The following is a 23,530-nucleotide window of genomic DNA, read 5'->3' on the forward strand; positions in this document are numbered from 1 at the left end:
CTGAGCTTTTCTTATTATCCGAGCCGAAATACTGACCATAAAATGAGGTTCCTTACATTTAAATTGGATAACTTCGCGTAATTTAATTAGGCTTATGACACAACTCCATGATATTTCACGTGAAAAGTCTGCAGAACTTTTCGACAAGGCAAAAAACTACTTTCCGGGTGGCGTAAATTCGCCGGTACGCGCCTTCAAATCAGTTTATGGTACTCCTCTGTTTATCGAAAGAGGAGATAAAGCCCGAATTTGGGACGCAGACGGGAACGAATTTATCGATTACTGTTGTTCCTGGGGCCCTCTTATCTTGGGTCATAACAACGACCAAATCCGCGAAGCTGTCGCTGCCCAATTGTACAAAGGACTAAGTTTTGGAGCTCCCACCCGCTTAGAAAACGAGCTGGCCGAACTTATCTTAAGTCGCAACAGTTATATAGAAATGATCCGTTTCGTCAGTTCCGGTACAGAAGCCGTCATGTCGGCTATTCGGTTAGCCAGAGGATTTACGAAACGAGATAAAATCGTAAAATTTGATGGCTGTTATCACGGACATTCTGATTCCCTATTGGTCAAAGCGGGATCCGGTTTGGTAACATTTGGTGAAACGTCATCGGCTGGTGTTCCAAAAGCATTTGCGGATGAAACGATTGTTATTTCACTCAATGATAAAGAAGCGCTAGTAGAAGTGTTCACTTCCTTCCCTAATGAAATAGCAGCTGTAATTATCGAAGGAATTCCTGCTAACAATGGGCTTTTAATTCAGGATTCGGAGTATATTCACTTCTTGCGCCAACTCACAGCGCAGCACGGTACATTGCTTATTTTTGACGAGGTGATTACGGGATTTAGGTTGGGATTTGAAGGCGCAGCAGGCTATTATGGTGTGCAACCGGATATCATCACCTATGGTAAAATTATTGGCGGCGGAATGCCGGTCGGCGCTTATGGCGCTTCGAAGGCGCTCATGAAATATATCTCCCCCGATGGCGGTGTATATCAGGCCGGAACGCTATCCGGCAATCCAGTTGCCATGGCGGCCGGTATTGCGGCGCTAGAAATCCTTGTGCAACCTGATTTTTATACAAAGCAAGAGGAAACGACAAAACGTTTTGTGGAAACGATCCGTAGATACATTGCAGAGAAAGGTTATGAAGTCCAATTGTTTACGGTAGGCTCTATATTTTGGTTTGCCTTTACCACTCAATCAAGTATTAAACGTGCCGACGATATCGATCCACGATCCATGGAGAACTATAAAATCATGCATCGCGCATTATTGAACCAAGGCATTTATTTTGGTCCCTCCGGCTACGAAGTAGGTTTTATCTCCAGTGCACATACGGAATCCGACTTAGACACAACGGTTGCGGCTGTAAAAATAGCGTTAGATATTGTTTTTCAATAAGTCGAAAACTTTTTTCCAGTATATTTGTTAGATATCAGGTTAATAATTACCATCATTTAAAATCAAAAGATATGAAAATGAACCCTTTAAAGACGGCTCTAGCACTCCTTGCCGTTTCTGCAACAATTGCTTCTTGTAATCCCTCGACAAAAAACAGCGATGGAGACACACAAGATTCTACCGCATTGTCAGATTCTGTTGGTGCCATTGCTGTAAATCCATTAAAGCATTCTAAGGAATTCCCGGGGGCAACGTTAAAAATTGCTTCTATTACCTCTGAAAAAGTAGGCACCGACTCTGCGAAAGTAACGGTTAAATACGACGTTTCCAATTTTGAATTGACGGCACAGACCGAGCACGAACATCATATGGCTAACTCACATGAAGGTCAACATATCCATTTTATACTTGACAATAAACCTTATGCGGCGTTGTATAAACCAGAGCATAACGTTACCGTGGCACTCAATTCAGAACATTATTTGATGTCCTTTCTGTCTCGCTCGTATCATGAATCGATTAAAACAGCAGAGGCTTCAAAGTTGATTAAATTCAAAGTTACTGCGGATGGAAAAATCGAAGAACTTCCAGCTCCTTCTGAGCTTTCGTTGTTTTACAGCCGCCCCAAAGGAGATTACAAAGGTGAAGACACAAAAGCCTTATTACTAGATTTCTTTGTAGCAAATGGCACATTGGGAGCCGACGGAAACAAAGTTAAGGCAGATATCAACGGTCAAGAATTCACATTGGATCAATGGGTCCCTTACGAGATCTTGAACTTACCTATGGGTGAAAATACAGTGAAACTTACGCTGGTAGACAAGGATGGTAATGCAGTAACAGGAGATAATGTTACTGTGGAACGAAAAATAAATCTTTCTGCAGAATAGTTGCGGAAGGCTTAATAAACATGAAATAGGGCTTGCAGATTTGCAAGCCCTTTACTTTCACTAAAATCCGACACTTTTTAAGTTTAGACCTTCACGCTCATCTAACCCAAACATTAAATTCATATTTTGCACCGCCTGTCCGGACGCTCCTTTTAATAAATTGTCTGTAGCGTTCAAAATCAAAAGCTGGTTGCCATGTTTTTCCAGATGCATAATACTTTTATTGGTATTTACGACTTGCTTCAAATCGATGTTTGACCGACTTACGTGCGTAAATGGATGATCGTTGTAATAATCTTCATACAACGCATATGCTTCGTCATTTGACAAAGTGGATTCCACGTAAATCGCTGAAAAAATACCGCGAGCGAATGCTCCGCGCTGTGGTACAAAATGAATTTTTTCGGCAGCTTGCCCCAAAAGTGATTTCTCAGATGGCGCCAAAAAACCTGGCTGTAGCTGATTCAACGATTCTGAAATTTCTTGAAGATGTTGATGTTCGAAAGATTTATAAGCAGATAAATTATTGTTGCGCCACGAAAAATGTGTGGTAGCGCCGGGCTTTTGGCCAGCTCCAGTAGACCCCGTAGTCGCATTTACGTGTATTTCCGACGGTAACATTCCTTTATGTGCCAATGGAAGCAAAGCAAGTTGAATATTGGTCGCAAAACATCCCGGATTAGCCACGTATTGTGCTTCTGTAATCGATTCTTTATTCAGTTCAGGAAGACCATATACAAATTTCTGTCCCTGGTAAATAGTATTGGATGTCAGACGGTAGTCTTGAGATAAGTCGATAATTTTCACCGCAGGATTGACAGGGGTAGTCTCTAAAAATTTTCGCGCGTCACCATGTCCCACGCATAAGAAGAGCACATCGATGTCGCAATGAAAATCGGAAGAAAATTGTAGTTCAGTATCCCCAAAAAGATCGCTATGAACTTCGTACACTTTATTCCCTGCATTTGAGGCAGAATTTGCAAAGACGATATCAACCTTTGGATGGTAAATTAATACACGCAACAATTCACCGCCTGTATAGCCTGCCGATCCCACAATACCCACTTTAATTTTACTCATAATACATATCTTTAGGCCTCACGGGTAAAAAACAAAAAGAGAAATTTTTGGCAACTCTATGTTTATTGCCCGCAACGCCGTTTACACTTGTTTTTTAAACACCAAGAACTCCGTATCCGGCTCTTGCAACGCAAATCCCATTTTTTTGTATAAGGATTGCGCAATCACGTTTTCTACTTGCGTCTCCAATTGAACAAACGTCGCGCCGTCAATTTGCGCAAACTCCACCGCCGTCTGAATTAACTGCTGACCCAAGCCTCTATTCCGAGCATCGCTATCGACAAATAAATCATTTAATATCCAATTTTTTGCGAGGCGAGCCGACGAATATTTAGGATAAAGTTGTGTGAAACCGACCGGTTTTCCTTCCAAGTATACGATAAAAATAACAGACTCTTTATGGGCCAGACGTTCGGTTAAAAACTTCCGACAACCTTGCAGATCGCTGGGGTGCCGATAGAATGTTCTATAAGCTTCGAATAACGATATGATATCCTCTAGATCCGCAACGTTTGCCTGCTTAATCATCCCTCTTTTGCGTTAACTTTATGCCAGATTATAGTTTGGTTTCCAAAAATCTTAGCGAACCCTTTCACATCGTCACCTGTATAACCTTTATTCATTTCCCCATAACTTCCAAACTTGTTAGACATTAAATCGTGTTCCGATTCAATTCCGATAACAATAAAACGATAAGGATGCAGTTCTACGATAGCACGTCCAGTAACCGTTTGCTGCGAAGAGCAGAGAAAAGCTTCAATATCCCGCATAACCGGATCATGCATTTGTCCTTCGTGCATATAATTGCCATAGAACGCAGCAATCTGATCCTTCCAAGACAATTGCCATTTCGTAAGTGTATGTTTTTCCAACGTATGATGTGCTTTTATCAAAATCAGCGGGGCTGCTGCCTCAAATCCCACCCTACCTTTGATTCCGATAATGGTATCTCCTACGTGAATATCGCGACCAATCCCGTATGGTTGAGCCAAGTCCTGAAGCTGTTGGATTACCTTGACAGGGCCTATTTGTGCACCATTTAAGGCCACAGGCTCGCCCTGTACAAAATCTATCGTTACAGTTTGAGGGGTTGCAGAGGTTACCTGTGTAGGCCAAGCCGATTCTGGTAGGTACTGGCTGGAAGTTAAAGTTTCGGCTCCGCCTACAGAGGTTCCCCATAGCCCCTTATTGATCGAGTATTTGGCTTTGTCTGCATTAATCTCAACACCGTGTTTGGCAAGATATTCTATTTCTTGCTCACGGGATAGCTTGAGATCACGAATTGGCGTGATGATTTCTACCCCTGGAATGAGCGTATTAAAAATCATATCAAAACGTACTTGATCATTTCCAGCGCCAGTCGAACCGTGCGCAACGCACTCCGCACCAATTTGCTTAGCGTAGTTGGCTATTGCCGTAGCTTGACATACGCGTTCGGCAGATACGGAAAGAGGATAAGTCGCATTTTTTAAGACATTTCCGAAAATTAAGTATTTAATCGTGTTGCGGTAGTAATCTTCTGTCTCGTCAATGGCACTATGTGACTTCACTCCTAATTCATAGGCTCTTCTCTCGATCGCCTGAAGCTCCTCTGCAGAGAAACCTCCAGTATTGACAACTACAGAGTGTACTTCTAAACCTAAATCTTTCGTTAGATAGATACAACAAAAAGACGTATCCAATCCTCCGCTAAACGCTAATACTACTTTTTTCATCCGAATAATTTATTTTTCTAGCTTCAAATCTACAAATTATATTCCTTTAACTGCGCCGGTTCCCACAGGGAGCACAGCTGCAATCATTTTTTTTGACGACTTCCAGAGCTTTGCTTCGATACGTTTTAACAGTGATTGTTTTTTAACGATACGGTCCAACCGCTCCTTCGCTTCTGCCCGTCGCTGAATCTTTTCCTTCAATTCACGTTCTTTCTCCACAGGATCCCACAGCATCGCGGTACACATACAGTTCTTCCGCTCCTTGCTCACTAAAATATCATAGTTTACACACGACTGGCAACCTTTCCAAAATTCTTCATCCTGTGTCAGTTCTGAATATGTCACAGGTTCGTATCCTAAATCCGAATTGATTTTCATAACAGCCAGTCCAGTGGTCAAACCAAAGATCTTGGCGTTTGGATATTTTTCGCGCGACAATTCGAAAACACGCTTTTTAATAGCTTTTGCTAATCCAACTTTTCTAAATTCCGGATTTACAATAAGACCAGAATTAGCTACATAATCGCCGTGGCTCCAGGTCTCTATATAACAAAACCCTGCCCACCGGCCGTCCTTGTGCAAAGCAATGACTGCTTTACCCTCTTCCATCTTTCGAGCCACATATTCGGGTTTCCGACGTGCAATGCCTGTGCCACGCGCCTTGGCGGACTCAAACATTTCGTCACAAATGGTCTCTGCGTATGTTATGTGTGCAGATGTAGCTGGAATAATTGAAAAATCTGAAAGTGTCATCTGTTGATGTCGACCTAATAATTTGCACCGAAGTGCTGCAATAAACCTTGATTAATTAACAATTGAGGAATCACCGAGCTGGATGATAATCAAAAATGGAAGTAGCCTGCCTCCGAATCAAGCTCGAGGCAGAATAGGTCGTCGGAATCGGAGAATAGGACAGTTGAACGTATGCATCGCATACATAAATTCCCAAGCTAACTTCTGGGGAAGTTGTGCGGGTATTTGAATATGCAGCGTTCCGTAGTTCATTTTCTGTTTGTCTATTATTGTAGGACAGCGCAAAAGTATAAAAATATTTTTTTCTTTTATGCAATAGCCTCGTAGTTTTTTTATTAAAAAAACATTAAGCTATCCGCCTTATCATCAATCTACTAATAGGACGCCGATTTCGCTAAAAGGTTTAAAAGTTGTCAACTTCTTGTCACGGTATCCGGTATAGTTTTTTATATCTTTTTAATTCGGTACTTTTGCATTTCAAAGTCAGCATCTATGGTAGGGCCAAGTATTATATTTTATATTTTTTTCGCAGTACCCTATATCTTCGTGATGTATTGGCTGGTCAAGCAGGACAAAAAGAAATATGCCTGGGGATTAGCTGTCGTTACTATTATCGCGATTATAGGTATCATCGTATCGCAAAAAGCAAGTAAAGTTGCTATTCAGAATTATCAACAGCACCAAATTGACGCCCGCGAAATCGAAAAAGAAAATAGACAAGATTCACTTAAGAAAAAATAAGAGCTCAGATATCTCCAAGCCCTTATTTTATCCTACCCTATTTCAGAATTCCTTCCAGTTTAAATAGAAAGGCGTAATTCAATGCTATGTCTTTTAAATAGTCAAACCGTCCGGAGGCACCACCGTGACCATAATCCATATCGGTTTTCAATAAAATTACATTTGAACCCTTTTTTGTTGCTCGCAATTTTGCGACCCATTTTGCAGGTTCAAAGTACTGAACTTGGCTGTCATGTAGCCCAGTTGTAACCAACAAATTGGGGTATTCCTTAGCGGTGATGTTTTCATAAGGGGAATATGATTTCATATAAGCATATGCAGGTTCCTGATTGGGATTCCCCCATTCATCATATTCATTCGTCGTCAACGGAATTGTCTCGTCCAGCATTGTATTTACCACGTCTACAAAAGGCACCTGGGCAATTACGCCATTCCATATCTCTGGCGCCATGTTAATGACAGCTCCCATCAACAAACCGCCAGCACTTCCCCCCTGAGCGTAAAGGTGCTTCTCACTAGTAAATTGCTGAGCAATCAAGTATTTTCCACAATCAATAAAATCGGTAAATGTATTCTTCTTCTTCATCATTTTACCATCTTCATACCATTGTCGCCCCATCTCTTCACCTCCACGAATATGTGCAATCGCGTACACGAAACCGCGATCCAGTAGACTTAATCGGGAGGTGTTAAACGCCGGATCCATCGAAACGCCGTACGAACCGTACGCATACAGCAAAAGAGGCGCAGTACCGTCTTTTTTTAGCCCTTTTTTATAGACCAGCGAAATTGGAATTTGGCTGCCGTCACTGGCCGTCGCAAATAGTCTTTCCGTAAGATAATCCTCTGGTTGATACCCTCCAATTACTTCCTGTTGTTTCTTTAACTCTTTTTTCTTCGTGCGCATGTGATAATCAAACGTGGAAGATGGAGTTATCAGCGAAGTGTAACCGTAGCGAACGACATCGGTGTCGTACTCTACATTCGTACTCGGATACACTGTATATGCTGGCTCTCCAAAATCCAAATAGTGTTGCACACCGTCCCGTAACGATCGAACAGCCATTTGGGTTAACCCATTCTTCCGCTCCGAAATAACCAGAAAATCTCTAAATTCATCGATTTCGGCAATCAACACATCTTCACGGTGAGGGATAAATTCTTTCCAATGTGCTTTTGACGTCTTATCCAATGGGCATTGCATCACTTTAAAGTTCTTTGCTTGATCGTTGGTCAGTATTAAGAAACGATCGGCTAAAGGTGTAACAGAATAAAGAACATTTTTCTGCCGCGGCTGGAAAGAAGTAAAGGAGCCCAATGGGTCGTCAGCCTTTAGGAAGAGCACTTCCGAAGACAGTGTACCACCCGAATAAATCATAATATATTCGTCGTTTTTAGACTTGCCAACGCTAATATAATTGGTATTGTCTTTTTCATCATATACGATAACATCGGTCGCTTGGCTTGTGCCTAAACGATGCCGTTTAATTTTTTCGGTCAAAAGGGTTGCCGGATTTTTGGCCGTATAGAATATCGTATTATTATCACTTGCCCAAGTTGCGTCCCCGGTTGTTTTTTCAATTTTATCCGGCAGAAGTTGCCCAGTTTCCAAATTTTTGATATAGATAGTATACTCTCTTCTGGATACCGTATCTACGCCAAAAGATAACAATTTATTGTCCGGACTAACCGAAAAACCGTTCGCTGCATAGTAGGGATATCCGTGCGCCAGCACATCTACATCCAACAAAATTTCTTCCGCCGCGTTCATACTACCTTTCCGACGGCAGAACTTATAATATTGTTTTCCTTCTTCCGTACGTGTATAATAATAGTAACCATTTTTCAGGTAAGGCACAGATTCATCTTTTTCTTTAATGCGGTCCTTCATTTCCTGGAACAGCGACTGTTGCAGCCCTTCGGTATCTTTTAGCATCGCTGAAGTATAGGTATTCTCTTCTTCTAAATAAGATACGACGTTTCCTGACTCCGGTCCTTTCTTAAAATAGTCGTTCAACCAAAAATAGTCGTCCGCAACTGTGTCTCCATGAATGATCCGCAAATGCGATTTTCGCTCCGCAACCGGAGCAACTGCATCTGGCCATGTGACTTGATGCTTCCCTGTCTTATCAGAACATGATATTATCATAGCTCCAATAATAATCATATAGTTCCATTTTTTATGCATAATAAACTGGTTTTACTTATAAAGTTAATGTAAAAAGTATGGGATTTATCTTTTTTTAACAAGATCTGCAGTAGAGTTGCACTATATTTGTTATTGACGAAACAAAAACATATATGATTGGAACATGGAAACTTTGTGCTCTTGTGGGCTTAAGTATTGTCCCGTTTTTAGGGAATGCGCAATCGAAAACTGCTAACCCTGAAAACTGGTATAATTTGGATTACCAGGCGGACGGCGTTCGCGGGATAAGTACGGAAACGGCCTATCCACTCTTAGCTGGTAAAAAATCGACTCCGGTAATCGTCGGCGTACTTGATGGTGGTGTTGATTATAATCACGAGGACTTAAAAGACATCATGTGGACAAATCCAAAAGAAATCGCGAACAATGGAAAAGACGATGACAACAACGGATATATAGATGACGTACATGGATGGAACTTTCTAGGAAACGCGCGGGGAGAAAATGTGCAGTACGATAATTTGGAGGTAACCCGTTTAATCCGTATTTATGAGCCAAAATACATTTCAGTGTTGCCGTCTACTCCACTTAGCGAATCGGAAAGAAGAGAGTTCGTGGCCTATCAAAAGATGATCAGTGACTACACAAATAAGCTAGACCAGGCGAACTTTGGAAACCTAAATTATGGACGACTCAAAGAGGAAGTCGATATCATGGTTAAAAAAATAGGTAAAGAACCGAAAGATATTACGAAAGCCGACATCGACAACTACACCCCAAATTCCGACCGCCAAAAGATGGCTATTCGAATGACGAAACGCGAATTGGGAGAGACGACATTTGAAAAATTCTACAAAGATTTAGAAGAGGGAGTCAAGTACTTTAGTGCTCAGGCAGAATATCACCTCAACAAGAACTACGATTCCCGTTCGATCGTCGGCGATAATTATGACGATGCTAGCGAACGTCACTATGGAAATCCGGATGTTAAAGGTCCTGATGCTGATCATGGCACACATGTGGCCGGTATCATTGGAGCAAAACGCGAAAATGGAGTTGGCATCAATGGCGTTGCCGACAATGTACGGATCATGGCTGTCCGTCTCGTTCCAGATGGCGATGAACGGGACAAAGATGTTGCCAATGGGATTCGTTATGCTGTAGACAATGGTGCTAAAGTCATTAACATGAGTTTCGGCAAAGGGTACGTATATAATAAACAAACGGTGGATGAGGCAATCAAATACGCCGAAGAGAAAGATGTGCTTTTGGTACATGCTGCGGGAAACGATTCGAAGGATAACGACGTTGTGAAGAACTATCCGATGAAATACTACACGGACAGCTTAGAAGCAATTGTGGGTGAAGCCAGTAACTGGATTACGGTCGGCGCGACATCGTCCGGATTAGACGACAACCTGCTTGCTAGCTTTTCTAACTATGGATATAAGTCGGTCGATGTTTTTGCGCCTGGTGTAAAGATCAATTCAACCATGCCAGGATCTACTTACAAAGAACAGGATGGAACAAGTATGGCCGCACCAGTAGTATCTGGTTTGGCAGCAATGATTCGCTCGTACTATCCTGCATTATCGGCCAAAGAAGTAAAGGCTATCATTTTGAAATCTGTCACCAAAGTTGACGAAAAAGTAAAAATTAAAGAAGACGGGAATACGAAAAAAGTGTACCTCGATGAAATCAGCGTTACAGGCGGAATCGTTAATGCGAAACAAGCCATAGAAGAGGCAGAACGCTATATTCAAATAAAAAAGTAAAAAAATGTTAAATTCTATATACTATAAATTTCTATCTTGCGTTTAATATATACTTACAAACAAAAACGCTTATGGTAGAATACTTTACAAAGAATGAACATGATACAGAATTAAGCGAGGCGCAAGTGACAATGGTTGATAAAATAGATGAAATATTTGAAGAAAACATAAAATCCAGTTTTACGAAATTGGTAAAAGAGCCAAGTCCGCGTACAATCGAGAATATTTTAAATTTCTCGAAAAGCTTAAGGAAGTAAAAATGGCAAAGTCTCTAATTAAATTAGAGACTTTGTTTTTTATGATGCCTTTTGAATATCTTTGTTTTTATGTTAAAAAAAGAAAGATATCACGCGTTTGTCGCCTATTTTTCCACCCATAATCCAGACGCGCAAACGGAACTCAATTATAGTAATCCTTATGAGCTTCTTGTGGCCGTAATTTTGTCCGCGCAATGCACTGACAAGAGAATCAACCAAGTCACGCCAGCGCTTTTTGATCGCTTTCCCGATGCGCACGCTCTCGCAGCCAGTACAGCAGATGAAGTATTTGTGTATATTCGCTCTGTTAGTTACCCAAATAACAAAGCCAAGCATCTAGTTGGTATGGCGAAAAAGTTAATTGAAGAATTCGGAGGCATCGTACCGGACAAGGTTGAAGAGCTAACCAAACTTCCCGGGGTTGGCCGAAAAACAGCGAACGTGATATCTTCTGTTGTCTATAACCAACCAGCCATGGCGGTGGACACGCATGTGTTCCGCGTTGCCAACCGATTGGGGTTAACAAGCCGCGCAACTACACCCCTTGCGGTCGAAAAACAGCTCGTGAAATACCTTCCCAAAGAAACGATCGCTGTGGCACACCATTGGTTAATCTTACATGGTCGCTACATTTGCCTAGCACGTAGGCCCAAATGTGAAGAATGCCCCATAACCTATTTTTGTCGCTACTTTGAAAAGAACTACCGAGCGGAAGAAATATAAAAACTAATATTGTTAGTAATATAATTTTTGTAATCTAAAATAATATTGTATTTTTGACAGAACAATACTAAAAATATGAGCAACACAGATAAACTAAAAGCACTACAGCTTACACTCGATAAATTGGAGAAATCCTATGGTAAGGGAACCATTATGAAATTAGGTGATTCAGCGGTAGAACCTATAGAAGCTATTTCTACAGGATCTTTAGGTCTTGATATTGCATTAGGCATTGGCGGTGTACCGAAAGGTCGTATTATCGAAATTTATGGCCCAGAATCATCCGGTAAGACCACGTTGGCCACTCACATTGTTGCCGAAGCGCAAAAAAAGGGCGGAATAGCCGCAGTTATTGATGCGGAACATGCTTTTGACAAATACTACGCTCAAAAGCTGGGCGTAGATGTAGAAAATTTGCTCATCTCTCAACCAGACAACGGTGAGCAAGCGCTTGAGATCGCCGATAATCTTATTCGGTCTGGCGCTATTGACGTTATTGTTATCGATTCTGTTGCCGCTTTGGTTCCTAAAGGAGAAATTGAAGGAGAAATGGGAGATTCAAAGATGGGACTTCAAGCGAGATTAATGTCTCAGGCATTGCGCAAACTTACTGGAACTATCTCCAAGACCAACTGTTGCTGCATATTCATCAATCAACTTCGTGAGAAGATAGGCGTGATGTTTGGGAACCCTGAAACAACGACTGGCGGTAACGCGCTGAAATTTTACGCTTCTGTACGTCTTGACATACGCCGGACTTCACAAATCAAAGATTCGGATGAAGTATCTGGGAACCGCGTGAAGGTAAAAATAGTCAAGAACAAGGTTGCTCCTCCTTTCCGTATTGCAGAGTTTGATATCATGTTCGGAGAGGGGATATCTAAAGTCGGAGAAATCATTGATCTTGGAGTAGAGTATGGTATTATTAAGAAATCAGGTTCTTGGTTCAGCTATGGTGATACCAAGTTGGGACAGGGTCGCGACGCCGTAAAATCGCTCTTATTGGATAACCCAGATCTAAGCGATGAACTGGAAGCAAAAATCAGAGCAGAAGTAAGCGGAGTTGATATCGACCAACATGCCTTTAATGACGAAAATTAGCGTATCCACACGTAATAATATACTGTTGAGAGGTTGCCATACGACGAGTGGCAGCCTCTTTTTTGTTTTCTAGAGACATTTAATCATGCAAGTGCTATGCAATAATAAACTTGAGCTAATTATTTTAGCCTCTCTTTAAAAACCTTTGTAAATTTTTCCATCTTGGGCCTAATTACGTAAGTACAGTAAGGATCTTTTCCATTCTTTGCATAATACTGTTGATGATAATCTTCTGCCCGATAAAATATAGTAAACGGTTCAACGACGGTCACAATGGGCTTATCATATACTTTCGTTTGATTAAGCCTATCAATATAATATGTGCATTTTGCATATTGTTCCTCCGAATGAACGAAAACGACGGAGCGGTATTGTGTTCCAACGTCGTTTCCCTGCCTGTTCAATTGCGTAGGGTCGTGTGCTATAAAAAACGCTTCAAGTAGCTCATCGAAAGAAATCTGAGCTGTATCGAAAACAATTTGTACAACTTCTGCGTGGCCGGTGGTTCCATTCGAGACCTGACTATACGTTGGATTAGCCACGGTCCCTCCACTATATCCAGATAGCACCGTATGCACCCCCTTGAGCGTAGCAAACTGCGCTTCGACGCACCAGAAACACCCCGCTCCGAACGTTGCCGTATCCAAACCTGAAATGGTGCGTTCGGGGAGTTCTCCAATGTGCTTTGTCTTTGGCGCGGGTTGTGCACAAGCCACAAAAATATACACACTAGCCAACACAAATATGGATCGAATCCAATATAGAATTAAATTTTTCATACTTTTCTAAAAACTAAAACAGGCGATAGTAATCACCATCGCCTGCCTGAACAACATCATTGTGTATTACTTCGCTTCTTGATAGCGCTTTGCCACTGCATCCCAATTAATTACGTTAAACACAGCTTCTAAATATGCGGGACGCTTGTTTTGATATTTCAAATAATACGCATGCTCCCATACGTCAATCCCTAAAATCGGCGTGCCATGTACCTCTGCAACATCCATCAAGGGGTTATCTTGATTCGGAGTAGAGCTTACAGCAAGTTGACCGTCTGCTTTTACTACCAACCACGCCCAGCCAGAACCGAAACGAGTCGCACCAGCATTTTGTAACTGTGTCTTCAATTCCGCGAAAGATCCAAATGTAGCATTAATAGCGTCGGCCAACTCACCTGTCGGCTCACCTCCAGTGTTAGGGCCCAATACAGACCAAAACAATTTGTGATTGAAATGCCCTCCGCCGTTGTTACGAACCGCTGCGGAATATTTAGAAATATTCTTATTGATCTCTTCCAAGGATAAATTCTCAGCATCTGTACCCGCGATCGCTTTGTTCAGGTTGTCAACATAAGCTTGGTGATGACGATCATGGTGAATTTCCATGGTGTCTTTGTCAATGTGTGGTTCCAACGCATTGCTTGCGTATGGTAATGCTTCTAATTCAAATGCCATAATATTTATTTTTATTACTAGTACAATTAATAACACGAATATAACAATTTCAATATAGCTTAGGTTTTACGAAATCATTAAATCCAGCATTTTTCTACCTTTTATTACGAAAAAATGATTTTATGAGATCACCACATTCCTCAGCCAAGACTCCCGATACTATTTCCGTTTTGGGATGGTATAGCTTTCCGTACTTCGACGATCCGCGCTTTTCATCAGAGGCGCCGTATACAATGCGCGAGATTTGCGTCCAATATGACGCCCCCGCACACATAACACAAGGTTCAACTGTCACGTATAATGTACAGTCTTTCAAGTATTTACCTCCTACAAAGTTTGACGCCGCGGTAAAGGCCTGCATCTCTGCATGTGCAGTCACATCATGTAATCTTTCAGTTAAATTATATCCCTTACCGATAATCTTTCCTTGACTGACGACTATAGCCCCGATTGGCACCTCATCTGCATCAAAGGCTTTTTGTGCAAGCTTTATTGCTTCACGCATATACGATACATCTACATCTGTATCATTAAATTCTGCTCCGCTCTCTTCGAAATGATATACACGCATCTTACATTAGCTTTGCGCCATTCGGCAAGGTTCTGTCGACAGCGGTTAATACGATATGTCCGTCCTCATCTGCGAACCCGGTAACCAAACACTCCGACATAAAATCAGCGATCTGTTTTTTTGGAAAATTGACCACAGCCACAATCTGACGCCCCACTAGATCTTCTTTCCTATAATGATGTGTTATTTGCGCGCTCGATTTTAAAACACCAAATGCTTCTCCAAAATCAATATGTAGCTGATAGGCGGGTTTCCTAGCTTTTGGAAAGTCGAACGCGGCCAAAATGGTGCCTACCCGCAATTCAACTTTTTCAAAATCCGTCCATGTAATCTCTTCCCCCATTTTTATAACCGATTAGAGGACAAATCTGCCAACTCTTTCGAGACGGTGAAGATGATGTAATCTTGACTACGCCGCAAACGTTTTGCCAGCCTAGTTAGCAAAGCATCTTCTTCTCCCGGGTTATACATTAGATCATCTGGTGTCAAGTGGTTATATTTTCGCTGCAACTTAATCTTCAGGATATCCCAATCCGCGGCAGATATTTTTAGTGAACTCATTATACCGAATATTAAAATAAATACGTTATTATTGTAATGTAATAAAATAAACAAATATTTTTCAAATGAAAAAATCTCTACTTACTTTAATTTGTTTGCTTGTTGCTGTTGGCTTTTCGCAAGCACAATTGCTCCCAACGTTTAAACTGGGTGTAAAAGGCGCACTTGGCTTTTCCAGCTTAAGTTCAGAAGGGAAGATGTTCAACTCAGACACAAAGACTGGTTTCCAGCTTGGTTTATGGGGACGTGTTGGTATCGCTGGATTCCACGTACAACCGGAAGCATATTATGCAAGTAAGAAAGTGGGAATCGAATACACGCAAGCTGAAGGAGAAGATGGCGATGCGACGTTCAAGAGTTTCGATGTGCCTGTTTTGCTAGGTACCAAGATCGGATTAGGTCCTATTGGTTTCCGTATTCAAGCCGGCCCTGTATTCTCATTTGCCCAAGATGGCAAAGTAAACTTCACTACGGCGACGGATTGGGACAAATATAAAAAGACCTCTACGGGTATTATTGGAGGTATCGGAGCAGATATCAGTAAATTTACTGTAGACTTACGTTATGAACATGGCTTGACCAACCTGAACGAAAACAGTAACTATGATCAAAAAATCAGAATGTGGACGATTGGTGTCGGATTTGCATTCTTATAAGAGTCTAAATATTAGGTATAACTTTAATTTTCCCTACTTAAATTTTTACAAAGGCCTTGCTGTATTACCCAGCAAGGTTTTTTTTGATTAGAATTGTTCTAAATTATTCGATTTTATTGTGGATTGTCAGATTTCTGTTAACAAATAAATAGATTTGCGAATCAATATAAAATATCAAGGATAATGAGTAATTCAAAGCCAGTTTTAAGTTCTTCACTGGGAAGAAAACTAATCATGAGCTTAACGGGGATTTTTCTATGTACATTCCTCATAGTTCACCTGATTGGTAACTTGCAGTTATTTAAAAACGACGAAGGGTACGCCTTTAACAACTATGCGTATTTTATGACGCACTTCACCCCAATTAAAGTAGTTTCTTACCTACTTTATGCTTCCATTGTTATCCACGCCATTTATGCGCTGGTTTTAACATTAAAAAACAGAGCGGCACGTCCTGTCGGTTATGCACAATATGACGGGAAAGCAAATAGCAAATGGAACTCACGTAATATGGGGATTCTAGGTACCGTCATTTTGGTTTTTTTGGCGACGCATATGCAAAACTTCTGGTGGAAATACCATAACGATCAAGTCCCTTACATTGAATATCGCACGGACTTAGCAACAGGAAAAACCACGTCCCAAGAATTACAGGCTAACGATTTTCACGACTACCAAGTAACGGTGGAAAACAACATTGAAATCGTAAAAGCTCGCGATTTATACAGGCAAGTAGATTTCGCGTTCGAAAATGTCGGCTTAGTTATTTTATATGTCATTGCAATGGCTGCTCTAGCATTCCACCTAATCCACGGATTTAAGTCTGCGTTCCAAACAATTGGAGTATCGCATAAAAAATATGTACCTATTATTGAATTTTTAGGTGTGTGGGTATTCGGTGTTATCATTCCAATCGCATTTGCTTTAATGCCGTTATATTTTTATTTCGTTAAATAATATTTAAGATATAGTGTTCATATCTGTTAAATATAAATTATTTAAAATATGTTAGATTCAAAAGTACCAGCAGGCCCCTTAGCCGAGAAATGGTCAAAACATAAATTTGAGATGAAGTTGGTAAATCCAGCGAACAAACGTAAATTCACGATCATTGTTGTGGGTACGGGTTTGGCTGGAGCTTCAGCAGCCGCTTCCTTAGCAGAACTAGGCTACAATGTTAAGACATTTTGTTACCAAGATTCCCCTCGCCGCGCGCACTCGATCGCTGCTCAGGGAGGCATCAATGCGGCAAAGAATTATCAAAATGACGGAGACTCTGTGTTTCGCCTATTTTACGACACCATAAAAGGAGGAGATTACCGTGCGCGTGAAGCGAATGTCTATCGTCTTGCTGAAGTTTCTGTCAATATTATTGACCAGTGTGTGGCGCAGGGTGTACCTTTCGCACGTGAATACGGAGGTCTGTTAGACAACCGTTCCTTCGGTGGAGCACAGGTATCCCGTACATTCTATGCCCGTGGTCAAACAGGACAGCAATTGTTACTCGGAGCTTATTCTGCGCTGAACCGTCAAATCAAGAAAGGAAAAGTAAAATCGTATACGCGGCATGAAATGCTGGATTTAGTGAAGATCGACGGACATGCACGCGGTATAATCACCCGCGATCTAGTAACGGGCAAAGTGGAAGCACATGAAGGACACGCTGTGTTGCTTTGTACAGGAGGGTATGGAAATGTATTTTTCCTATCTACTAATGCCATGGGCTGTAACGTAACGGCGGCATGGAGAGCTCACAAACGCGGCGCTTTCTTTGCTAATCCTTGCTACACACAGATTCACCCGACATGTATTCCGGTGACAGGTGATCACCAATCCAAATTGACATTAATGTCTGAGTCGTTGCGTAACGATGGGCGCGTCTGGGTACCAAAAACTCAAGAAGTGTCGGCTAAATTACGTAAAGGAGAGTTGAAACCTGCTGATATTAAAGAGGAAGATCGCGATTATTTCTTAGAAAGAAAATACCCGTCATTCGGTAACTTAGTACCTCGTGATGTTGCATCTCGTAATGCCAAAGAAATGGTTGACGACGGACGTGGCGTCGGAAAATCAGGCGTTGCAGTATTCTTAGACTTTGCGGACGCTATTAAGCGTTTAGGTAAAGATACTGTAGAAGCGAAGTATGGCAACTTGTTCGATATGTATTATCAAATTACAGACGAGAATCCATATGAGCAACCCATGCGTATCTATCCAGCAGTTCACTACACCATGGGTGGTGTTTGGGTTGACTATAATTTAATGACGACTGTTCCTGGACTATATGCCTTGGGCGAATGTAACTTCTCCGACCACGGCGCAAACCGTTTAGGCGCGTCGGCATTAATGCAAGGTTTATCAGACGGATATTTTGTTATACCGTTCACCGTAGGCGATTACTTAGCAAAATTGGGTAGTTTCGCTCCTGTTGATAAAAATCACCCTGCATTCGAAGAAACCCGTAAAGAAGTTGAGGGTAAGATCAACACACTATTAAGCTTAAGAGGCTCAAAAACGGTGGATGATATCCACAAAGAACTTGGTAAGATTATGTGGGAGTACTGCGGTATGGCGCGTACAGCAGATGGTTTAACAAAAGCCAAAGGATTAATTCAAGAGTTGAAAAAACAGTTTTGGTCAGACGCCAAAGTACTGGGGGAAAATGAGGAGCTAAACATGTCTTTGGAAAAAGCTGGACGTGTGGCAGACTTCTTAGAGCTCGGTGAATTGATGGTAGACGATGCGTTAAACCGCAGCGAATCGTGTGGAGGTCATTTCCGGTTGGAATCTCAAACCGAAGAGGGCGAAGCAAAACGGGACGATGAGAACTTTGCATACGTTTCGGCTTGGGAATTTAAAGGTGAAAACCAACCGGAAGCATTGCATAAAGAGGAGTTAGTTTTCGAAAACGTCAAATTAACACAAAGAAGTTATAAATAGTATATGGAGTGGGTTTTGGATAAAGCCCGCTCATCATTGCTTAATAATATTATCATGGCACAACATATGAATTTAACGCTAAAGGTTTGGCGTCAAAAAAATGATAAATCCAAAGGTCAATTCGTGACTATTCAAGCGAAAGACATTGCTGATGATATGTCTTTTTTAGAGATGCTCGACGTCGTTAACGAAGACCTAACCCGCCAGGGAGAAGACCCCATTTACTTCGATCACGACTGTCGTGAAGGTATATGTGGCATGTGTTCATTAGTCATCAACGGTCGTCCGCATGGACCAAAATATGGTATTACCACCTGTCAGTTACACATGCGTTCTTTTCACGATGGACAAACGATCGTTATTGAACCTTGGAGAGCAGCGGCATTTCCGGTCTTAAAAGATCTAGCAGTGGACCGCACGGCTTTCGATCGTATTCAACAGGCTGGTGGTTACGTCAATGTGAATACAGGAGGAGTTCCCGACGCTAATACAATCCCGATTCCAAAACGAATTGCAGACGAAGCGTTTGAATCTGCAACGTGTATTGGATGTGGAGCATGTGTTGCCGCTTGTAAGAATGCATCAGCCATGTTATTCGTTTCGGCAAAAATTTCACAGTTTGCTTTACTTCCTCAAGGACAAACCGAACGTTATGAACGTGCACAAGCTATGGTGGATCAAATGGATGCAGAAGGATTTGGAAACTGCACAAATACCGGAGCTTGCGAAGCTGAATGTCCTAAAGGTATTAAATTATCAAATATCGCGAGAATGAATCGTGAGTATTTTACCGCAAAATTTTTCCGCGAAGAAGACGTGCATACACACAACTAAATCGCTTACGGTATAAAGAAAGCCTCGTTATTTTTTGTTAACGGGGCTTTTTTCTTTTTGCAGCTATTGACTCCAGATGGCTCAATATTTGATATGCATACCACCGATTATATTGTATATCAAGCTAAATTTATCTAAGTTTACACTTTTGCGTAAAGAGACGTACATGTTAACAAAGATTCGATTCTTACTATTAATTTTAACCCTCTCTTTGATCGGTACTGCAATCACCATCCACTTCACCATTACGGATGACGATATGCTCGAGCTCGATGAAAGGAAACTAACTCGAAAGATTCATGGGTTCGAAGACAGAATCGACGAGATATGGAGTGACAGTCTTACACTCAAAACGTTTCAAAACGTTGAAAAGTATCCAGTTCAGGTAGCTAAACTAACAGATGATATCTCAAAAGAAGCTATTTTCTTTTATGTCTACCGCGAGAACCAGCTTGTTCATTGGTCTACAAATATATATGTGCCCGTAAGCGACGTAGGCCTACGTAGTAACACCTCCTATCTCCAATCGGAGAATCGTTCCTTTTTGGTAAAGAAGAAGGAGTTAAATCATGGTATATCTGTCGTTGCATTGGTTCCAATCAAACGTAATTTTGAAACAACCAATGAATATCTTTCCAATAACTTTTTATCCTCTATCGACGTTAGAAATATAGAAATCGCACAATACGATGACAACGACAATATTAGAAATATTTACAGTAAAGACAACAACTATCTATTCTCCGTTAAATTAAGGAGCGGCAAAAAGGACAACATCTATATCAACTTGCAATTCTTTTGTTGGGTTTCCGCGTTGATCTGCTTAATCATTTTGACGAATAGCATCTGTCTCCATTTTGCAAAAAATGGCCGCGCTTGGTTGGGAATTCTATTATTTGCCGCCATCTTAATATTAGTAAGACTCATTGATCTTAAATCGAACTGGCTTTCTGTGCATTCGAGCCTCGAACTTTTCGACCCAAAATACTATGCCTATAATGAGTTTCTGCCAAACATCTGGTCCTATCTCATGACGACAGGTAGTATCTTCTGGCTTATCTGCTTTACAAAAGTTGTGCAAAAAAAACTGCCTGTCCCGGCTTGTGCCCAACGCAGGAATTGCTCTATCATTGTTTCCATATTAGGTATTTCCAGCATTTATGTGATCTCACAAATCATGTTTTACTTTTTAGGAACATTGCTGACACATTCACCTATTTATGAAAATGACTTTACGAAGATTTTGAATCTCGGGTTATACGGCTGGCTGTGTATTCTTCTATTCTGTTTCAATGTCACCACCCTCATCCTGTATGCCGACAGCATAGTGCAGATGGTGCGTTATTTCCTGAAGGATATTACGATCATGCTCAACATTGAACTGATCTGTTTGGTAGTCGCATTGATCGTCACTGCCGTCATTGGATTCAGCGTCTTCTTCTGCATACTATTTGGCATTCTGATATTTCTTCGAACTTACAAGACCTACAATTTTTCCACGCCGTATAGACTCTCCATATTTATTACTACAATCTTATTGCTATCAGCCATCTCGGTCATCTCATACAACCACTATAACCGGATAAAAAAGATTGACGGCATGAAACAGTCTGTTTCTCATCTATTAGCAGAGGATGATGTGAACGCAGTATCCTTATTCATCGATGTTGAAAAGAATATCAACATCGACTATAAGTTAGAAAAGCTGCTAAATTTGAACAGGGGGGGAAACGATATATCTTATATAACTGACTACATCAAGACACGCTATCTAAGCGGTTATTTATCAAAATTCGAATTCCAAGTCTACTATTACGATAACGAAGGCCGACCTTTAGAAAACTATATCTCGGATAAAGCTGCTGAATACCGCGAAAAGGTGATCAAGAGTGCCATTAAAATCCCATTTACAACCAATTTCTATCGGTTAAGAAGTGAACTGGGTACGCACGAATACTTCACCCATCTCTCCATTCCCTATGAAAATGATCCCGATAAGTTTTTTCACATCTATCTAAACCTGAAGAATCTCTCGTACAGCACGCTATTACCCTATCCAGATGTACTTTCGGACAACAAAGGGTCAGCTTGGCAATTTGACGCTTTTCAGAATAACTCTTATGCCCTGTACAAAGGTCATAACTTGGTGACGCAATACGGCACTTACAACTATCCGGAGAATGATCTCGATATCCCTAACGAGCTGGGGAAATATATCAACATAAAAGGCAATGAGCGCTTTTTGCATCTTGCATTTAAGCCTGATCAATACACGACGATCGTACTTAGCAAGCAAAAGACTACGCTCTGGGAATACCTCGCTTTAGCATCCATTGTATTTATCATCCTATTAGTTTTTTTCGGCGTATTCAATGTAACCAATTATCTGATCAAAACCATCTTCGACAAATCGTTTCGCTGGAATAGGATCCGATACCATTTCCGCATGCTTTTTAACAGTATACAATATAGTACGCGTATCCAGACATTAGTTATTATGTCTGTATTGCTTGGTATATTTATCTCCGGTGCTATCGCATTTATAAGTATCAATCGTCAGCTTGAAGAAACAACATCCGCCAATAGGCTAAAGGAGATCGCGGAAGTAACAAAAAAATTGGAAAACAGCATTACGGGTATCCGTGACGATTTTGGCATGACCATCATTAGTATGTTGAAAGAGATGGCCCCTTCGACATTGACCAATTTCAATCTGTATGACAAAAATGGTAAGCTGCTTTACTCTTCCCAACCTCGCATATTCGATCTGAAACTAATTTCGGAATATATCAATCCGGATGCGCTCAACAAACTTGCCGTCCTGCGTAAGTCCGAGGCATATGAACAAGAGCGCATTTCCAACTTTAGATTTTCATCGGCTTATGCCGCGATAAAAAATGAGGAATATAAGACCATCGCTTACTTAAATATACCCTACTATACGACAGAAAAAGATGCTACGGCCAGCAAAAACTTGTTACTTAATACCATTCTGAATATCTACACATTTATTATTATCCTTTTTGGATTTATCGCAGTTGCATTGTCTAGTAAAATTACCAAGCCATTAGATATTGTTCGTCAAAAACTTGCCGAAACACAATTATCCAACAAGATCAACGAACCGTTATACTGGGAACGAAACGACGAAATAGGAATGCTCATTAAAGAATACAACTATATGTTGATCAAGTTGGAGGAAAGCGCAAAGCAGCTTCGGGACGCCGAACGGGAGAAAGCATGGCGAGAAATGGCGAAGCAGGTTGCCCACGAGATAAAAAATCCCCTTACACCGATGAAATTAGGTATCCAGCAACTGATTCGCTCACATAACGAAGGAGACGCTCGATTTGCGGAAAGGTTCCACCGAATATCCAATTCAATTATTGAACAAATAGATAGTTTATCAAAAATCGCGACAGAGTTTTCTGCGTTTGCAAAATTGCCTGAAACAAATTTGGTAAAGATAAATTTGGTAGCAGAGATTTTGAAAGTCATGAACCTTTTCAATACATCATCCAATACCTCTATTGTCTTGACGAATGAAACAGACGATAAAGATATTCAAATCCTGGGTGACCGGGATCAAATATTACGGTCCTTCAACAATCTTTTTAAAAATGCGATTGAAGCCAGCATGGGCCGAAAAAAAATAAAAATTAACGTGGCCCTGAGCTATGAAAGCAAAAATGTTGTACAAGTACTTATACAAGACAATGGATATGGGATTTCAGAGGATGTCCTTCCAAACATTTTCAAGCCGAATTTTACGACAAAAAGCTCAGGAACGGGTTTAGGACTAGCATTTGTCAAACAAACAGTAACGGGCATAGGCGGTAAAATTGAATTCATTACCAAAGCGAATATGGGAACCACATTTATCATCACGTTACCTATTTATCGGGGAGTTTGATTACTATATAAT

General features: G+C 41.0%; 21 protein-coding genes. 11 read left to right on the plus strand and 10 right to left on the minus strand.

Going from position 1 to position 23,530, the window contains the following annotated elements; all coding sequences use genetic code 11:
* The first annotated feature begins 94 nt into the window (after positions 1–94).
* Both hemL and ACFSR5_RS12870 read left to right on the plus strand, forming a co-directional pair.
* The gene (gene hemL, locus ACFSR5_RS12865; protein ID WP_380904407.1) at positions 95–1,405 is read left to right on the plus strand and encodes a glutamate-1-semialdehyde 2,1-aminomutase; all 1,311 of its coding nucleotides are present in this window, start codon (positions 95–97) and stop codon (positions 1,403–1,405) included.
* Positions 1,406–1,476: 71 nt separating this feature from the next.
* Positions 1,477–2,295, plus strand: coding sequence for a hypothetical protein (locus tag ACFSR5_RS12870; RefSeq protein WP_380904409.1), 819 nt, complete (start codon positions 1,477–1,479; stop codon positions 2,293–2,295).
* A gap of 60 nt (positions 2,296–2,355) precedes the next feature.
* Here the strand turns inward: ACFSR5_RS12870 and argC are convergent, their stop codons facing one another.
* The 4 genes from argC to ACFSR5_RS12890 form a co-directional block, all read right to left on the minus strand.
* Positions 2,356–3,375: an N-acetyl-gamma-glutamyl-phosphate reductase gene (argC, locus tag ACFSR5_RS12875; RefSeq protein WP_380904411.1), complete on the minus strand. Its 1,020-nt coding sequence runs from the start codon at positions 3,373–3,375 to the stop codon at positions 2,356–2,358.
* Between the two features lie 81 nt (positions 3,376–3,456).
* Positions 3,457–3,903, minus strand: coding sequence for a GNAT family N-acetyltransferase (locus tag ACFSR5_RS12880; protein WP_380904413.1), 447 nt, complete (start codon positions 3,901–3,903; stop codon positions 3,457–3,459).
* The gene (gene argG, locus ACFSR5_RS12885; RefSeq protein WP_380904415.1) at positions 3,900–5,090 is read right to left on the minus strand and encodes an argininosuccinate synthase; all 1,191 of its coding nucleotides are present in this window, start codon (positions 5,088–5,090) and stop codon (positions 3,900–3,902) included. Before argG ends, ACFSR5_RS12880 begins: the two co-directional genes overlap by 4 nt.
* 36 nt (positions 5,091–5,126) lie before the next feature.
* Positions 5,127–5,843 carry a GNAT family N-acetyltransferase gene (locus tag ACFSR5_RS12890; protein ID WP_380904417.1) on the minus strand — a complete coding sequence of 239 codons (717 nt, stop codon included), beginning with the start codon at positions 5,841–5,843 and terminating at the stop codon, positions 5,127–5,129.
* Positions 5,844–6,335: 492 nt separating this feature from the next.
* Here ACFSR5_RS12890 and ACFSR5_RS12895 point away from each other — a divergent pair, with 492 nt between their 5' ends.
* Positions 6,336–6,584, plus strand: a complete 249-nt coding sequence (locus tag ACFSR5_RS12895; protein ID WP_380904419.1) for a hypothetical protein — start codon at positions 6,336–6,338, stop codon at positions 6,582–6,584.
* Positions 6,585–6,621: 37 nt separating this feature from the next.
* Here the strand turns inward: ACFSR5_RS12895 and ACFSR5_RS12900 are convergent, their stop codons facing one another.
* Entirely contained in the window at positions 6,622–8,772 is a 2,151-nt protein-coding gene (locus ACFSR5_RS12900) for a S9 family peptidase (protein WP_380904421.1), read from the minus strand.
* A 113-nt stretch (positions 8,773–8,885) separates the two neighbouring features.
* On the opposite strand from ACFSR5_RS12900, the gene ACFSR5_RS12905 reads away from it, so the two are divergent.
* The 3 genes from ACFSR5_RS12905 (at position 8,886) to recA (ending at position 12,589) form a co-directional block, all read left to right on the plus strand.
* Positions 8,886–10,508: a S8 family peptidase gene (locus ACFSR5_RS12905; RefSeq protein WP_380904423.1), complete on the plus strand. Its 1,623-nt coding sequence runs from the start codon at positions 8,886–8,888 to the stop codon at positions 10,506–10,508.
* Positions 10,509–10,834: 326 nt separating this feature from the next.
* Positions 10,835–11,488, plus strand: coding sequence for an endonuclease III (nth, locus tag ACFSR5_RS12910; RefSeq protein WP_380904425.1), 654 nt, complete (start codon positions 10,835–10,837; stop codon positions 11,486–11,488).
* Between the two features lie 75 nt (positions 11,489–11,563).
* On the plus strand, positions 11,564–12,589 hold the full coding sequence (gene recA, locus ACFSR5_RS12915; protein WP_380904427.1) for a recombinase RecA: 1,026 nt from the start codon (positions 11,564–11,566) through the stop codon (positions 12,587–12,589).
* Positions 12,590–12,708: 119 nt separating this feature from the next.
* On the opposite strand, the gene msrA is transcribed toward recA, so the two are convergent.
* From msrA to ACFSR5_RS12940, 5 genes are all read right to left on the minus strand, one after another.
* Entirely contained in the window at positions 12,709–13,368 is a 660-nt protein-coding gene (gene msrA / locus ACFSR5_RS12920) for a peptide-methionine (S)-S-oxide reductase MsrA (RefSeq protein WP_380904429.1), read from the minus strand.
* Positions 13,369–13,434: 66 nt separating this feature from the next.
* Positions 13,435–14,043: a superoxide dismutase gene (locus tag ACFSR5_RS12925; protein ID WP_380904431.1), complete on the minus strand. Its 609-nt coding sequence runs from the start codon at positions 14,041–14,043 to the stop codon at positions 13,435–13,437.
* 94 nt (positions 14,044–14,137) lie between these two features.
* Positions 14,138–14,614 (minus strand): nucleoside deaminase, encoded by a 477-nt coding sequence (locus ACFSR5_RS12930; RefSeq protein WP_380904433.1) that lies wholly within the window; start codon positions 14,612–14,614, stop codon positions 14,138–14,140.
* Between the two features lies 1 nt (position 14,615).
* Positions 14,616–14,957, minus strand: coding sequence for a tRNA-binding protein (locus ACFSR5_RS12935; RefSeq protein WP_380904435.1), 342 nt, complete (start codon positions 14,955–14,957; stop codon positions 14,616–14,618).
* Between the two features lie 2 nt (positions 14,958–14,959).
* Complete coding sequence (locus ACFSR5_RS12940; RefSeq protein ID WP_380904437.1) at positions 14,960–15,175, minus strand: hypothetical protein; 216 nt, start codon at positions 15,173–15,175, stop codon at positions 14,960–14,962.
* 65 nt (positions 15,176–15,240) lie between these two features.
* On the opposite strand from ACFSR5_RS12940, the gene ACFSR5_RS12945 reads away from it, so the two are divergent.
* The 5 genes from ACFSR5_RS12945 to ACFSR5_RS12965 all read left to right on the plus strand — a co-directional run bounded on the left by ACFSR5_RS12945 (position 15,241) and on the right by ACFSR5_RS12965 (position 23,518).
* Positions 15,241–15,831: a porin family protein gene (locus ACFSR5_RS12945; RefSeq protein ID WP_380904439.1), complete on the plus strand. Its 591-nt coding sequence runs from the start codon at positions 15,241–15,243 to the stop codon at positions 15,829–15,831.
* A gap of 183 nt (positions 15,832–16,014) precedes the next feature.
* The gene (locus tag ACFSR5_RS12950; RefSeq protein WP_380904441.1) at positions 16,015–16,788 is read left to right on the plus strand and encodes a succinate dehydrogenase cytochrome b subunit; all 774 of its coding nucleotides are present in this window, start codon (positions 16,015–16,017) and stop codon (positions 16,786–16,788) included.
* A gap of 48 nt (positions 16,789–16,836) precedes the next feature.
* On the plus strand, positions 16,837–18,771 hold the full coding sequence (locus ACFSR5_RS12955) for a fumarate reductase/succinate dehydrogenase flavoprotein subunit (RefSeq protein ID WP_380904443.1): 1,935 nt from the start codon (positions 16,837–16,839) through the stop codon (positions 18,769–18,771).
* Positions 18,772–18,825: 54 nt separating this feature from the next.
* On the plus strand, positions 18,826–19,605 hold the full coding sequence (locus ACFSR5_RS12960; RefSeq protein ID WP_380904837.1) for a succinate dehydrogenase/fumarate reductase iron-sulfur subunit: 780 nt from the start codon (positions 18,826–18,828) through the stop codon (positions 19,603–19,605).
* A gap of 166 nt (positions 19,606–19,771) precedes the next feature.
* Positions 19,772–23,518, plus strand: coding sequence for an ATP-binding protein (locus tag ACFSR5_RS12965; RefSeq protein ID WP_380904445.1), 3,747 nt, complete (start codon positions 19,772–19,774; stop codon positions 23,516–23,518).
* Positions 23,519–23,530 lie beyond the last annotated feature (12 nt).

The sequence above is a fragment of the Sphingobacterium suaedae genome (assembly GCF_042684625.1).
GTDB lineage: Bacteria > Bacteroidota > Bacteroidia > Sphingobacteriales > Sphingobacteriaceae > Sphingobacterium > Sphingobacterium suaedae.

What these genes read in the sequence shown, in the direction of transcription:
- hemL (WP_380904407.1), top strand. Translation starts at nt 95, where the DNA reads ATGACACAACTCCATGATATTTCACGTGAAAAGTCTGCAGAACTTTTC.
- ACFSR5_RS12870 (WP_380904409.1), top strand. Translation starts at nt 1,477, where the DNA reads ATGAAAATGAACCCTTTAAAGACGGCTCTAGCACTCCTTGCCGTTTCT.
- argC (WP_380904411.1), bottom strand. Translation starts at nt 3,375, where the DNA reads ATGAGTAAAATTAAAGTGGGTATTGTGGGATCGGCAGGCTATACAGGC.
- ACFSR5_RS12880 (WP_380904413.1), bottom strand. Translation starts at nt 3,903, where the DNA reads ATGATTAAGCAGGCAAACGTTGCGGATCTAGAGGATATCATATCGTTA.
- argG (WP_380904415.1), bottom strand. Translation starts at nt 5,090, where the DNA reads ATGAAAAAAGTAGTATTAGCGTTTAGCGGAGGATTGGATACGTCTTTT.
- ACFSR5_RS12890 (WP_380904417.1), bottom strand. Translation starts at nt 5,843, where the DNA reads ATGACACTTTCAGATTTTTCAATTATTCCAGCTACATCTGCACACATA.
- ACFSR5_RS12895 (WP_380904419.1), top strand. Translation starts at nt 6,336, where the DNA reads ATGGTAGGGCCAAGTATTATATTTTATATTTTTTTCGCAGTACCCTAT.
- ACFSR5_RS12900 (WP_380904421.1), bottom strand. Translation starts at nt 8,772, where the DNA reads ATGCATAAAAAATGGAACTATATGATTATTATTGGAGCTATGATAATA.
- ACFSR5_RS12905 (WP_380904423.1), top strand. Translation starts at nt 8,886, where the DNA reads ATGATTGGAACATGGAAACTTTGTGCTCTTGTGGGCTTAAGTATTGTC.
- nth (WP_380904425.1), top strand. Translation starts at nt 10,835, where the DNA reads ATGTTAAAAAAAGAAAGATATCACGCGTTTGTCGCCTATTTTTCCACC.
- recA (WP_380904427.1), top strand. Translation starts at nt 11,564, where the DNA reads ATGAGCAACACAGATAAACTAAAAGCACTACAGCTTACACTCGATAAA.
- msrA (WP_380904429.1), bottom strand. Translation starts at nt 13,368, where the DNA reads ATGAAAAATTTAATTCTATATTGGATTCGATCCATATTTGTGTTGGCT.
- ACFSR5_RS12925 (WP_380904431.1), bottom strand. Translation starts at nt 14,043, where the DNA reads ATGGCATTTGAATTAGAAGCATTACCATACGCAAGCAATGCGTTGGAA.
- ACFSR5_RS12930 (WP_380904433.1), bottom strand. Translation starts at nt 14,614, where the DNA reads ATGCGTGTATATCATTTCGAAGAGAGCGGAGCAGAATTTAATGATACA.
- ACFSR5_RS12935 (WP_380904435.1), bottom strand. Translation starts at nt 14,957, where the DNA reads ATGGGGGAAGAGATTACATGGACGGATTTTGAAAAAGTTGAATTGCGG.
- ACFSR5_RS12940 (WP_380904437.1), bottom strand. Translation starts at nt 15,175, where the DNA reads ATGAGTTCACTAAAAATATCTGCCGCGGATTGGGATATCCTGAAGATT.
- ACFSR5_RS12945 (WP_380904439.1), top strand. Translation starts at nt 15,241, where the DNA reads ATGAAAAAATCTCTACTTACTTTAATTTGTTTGCTTGTTGCTGTTGGC.
- ACFSR5_RS12950 (WP_380904441.1), top strand. Translation starts at nt 16,015, where the DNA reads ATGAGTAATTCAAAGCCAGTTTTAAGTTCTTCACTGGGAAGAAAACTA.
- ACFSR5_RS12955 (WP_380904443.1), top strand. Translation starts at nt 16,837, where the DNA reads ATGTTAGATTCAAAAGTACCAGCAGGCCCCTTAGCCGAGAAATGGTCA.
- ACFSR5_RS12960 (WP_380904837.1), top strand. Translation starts at nt 18,826, where the DNA reads ATGGCACAACATATGAATTTAACGCTAAAGGTTTGGCGTCAAAAAAAT.
- ACFSR5_RS12965 (WP_380904445.1), top strand. Translation starts at nt 19,772, where the DNA reads ATGTTAACAAAGATTCGATTCTTACTATTAATTTTAACCCTCTCTTTG.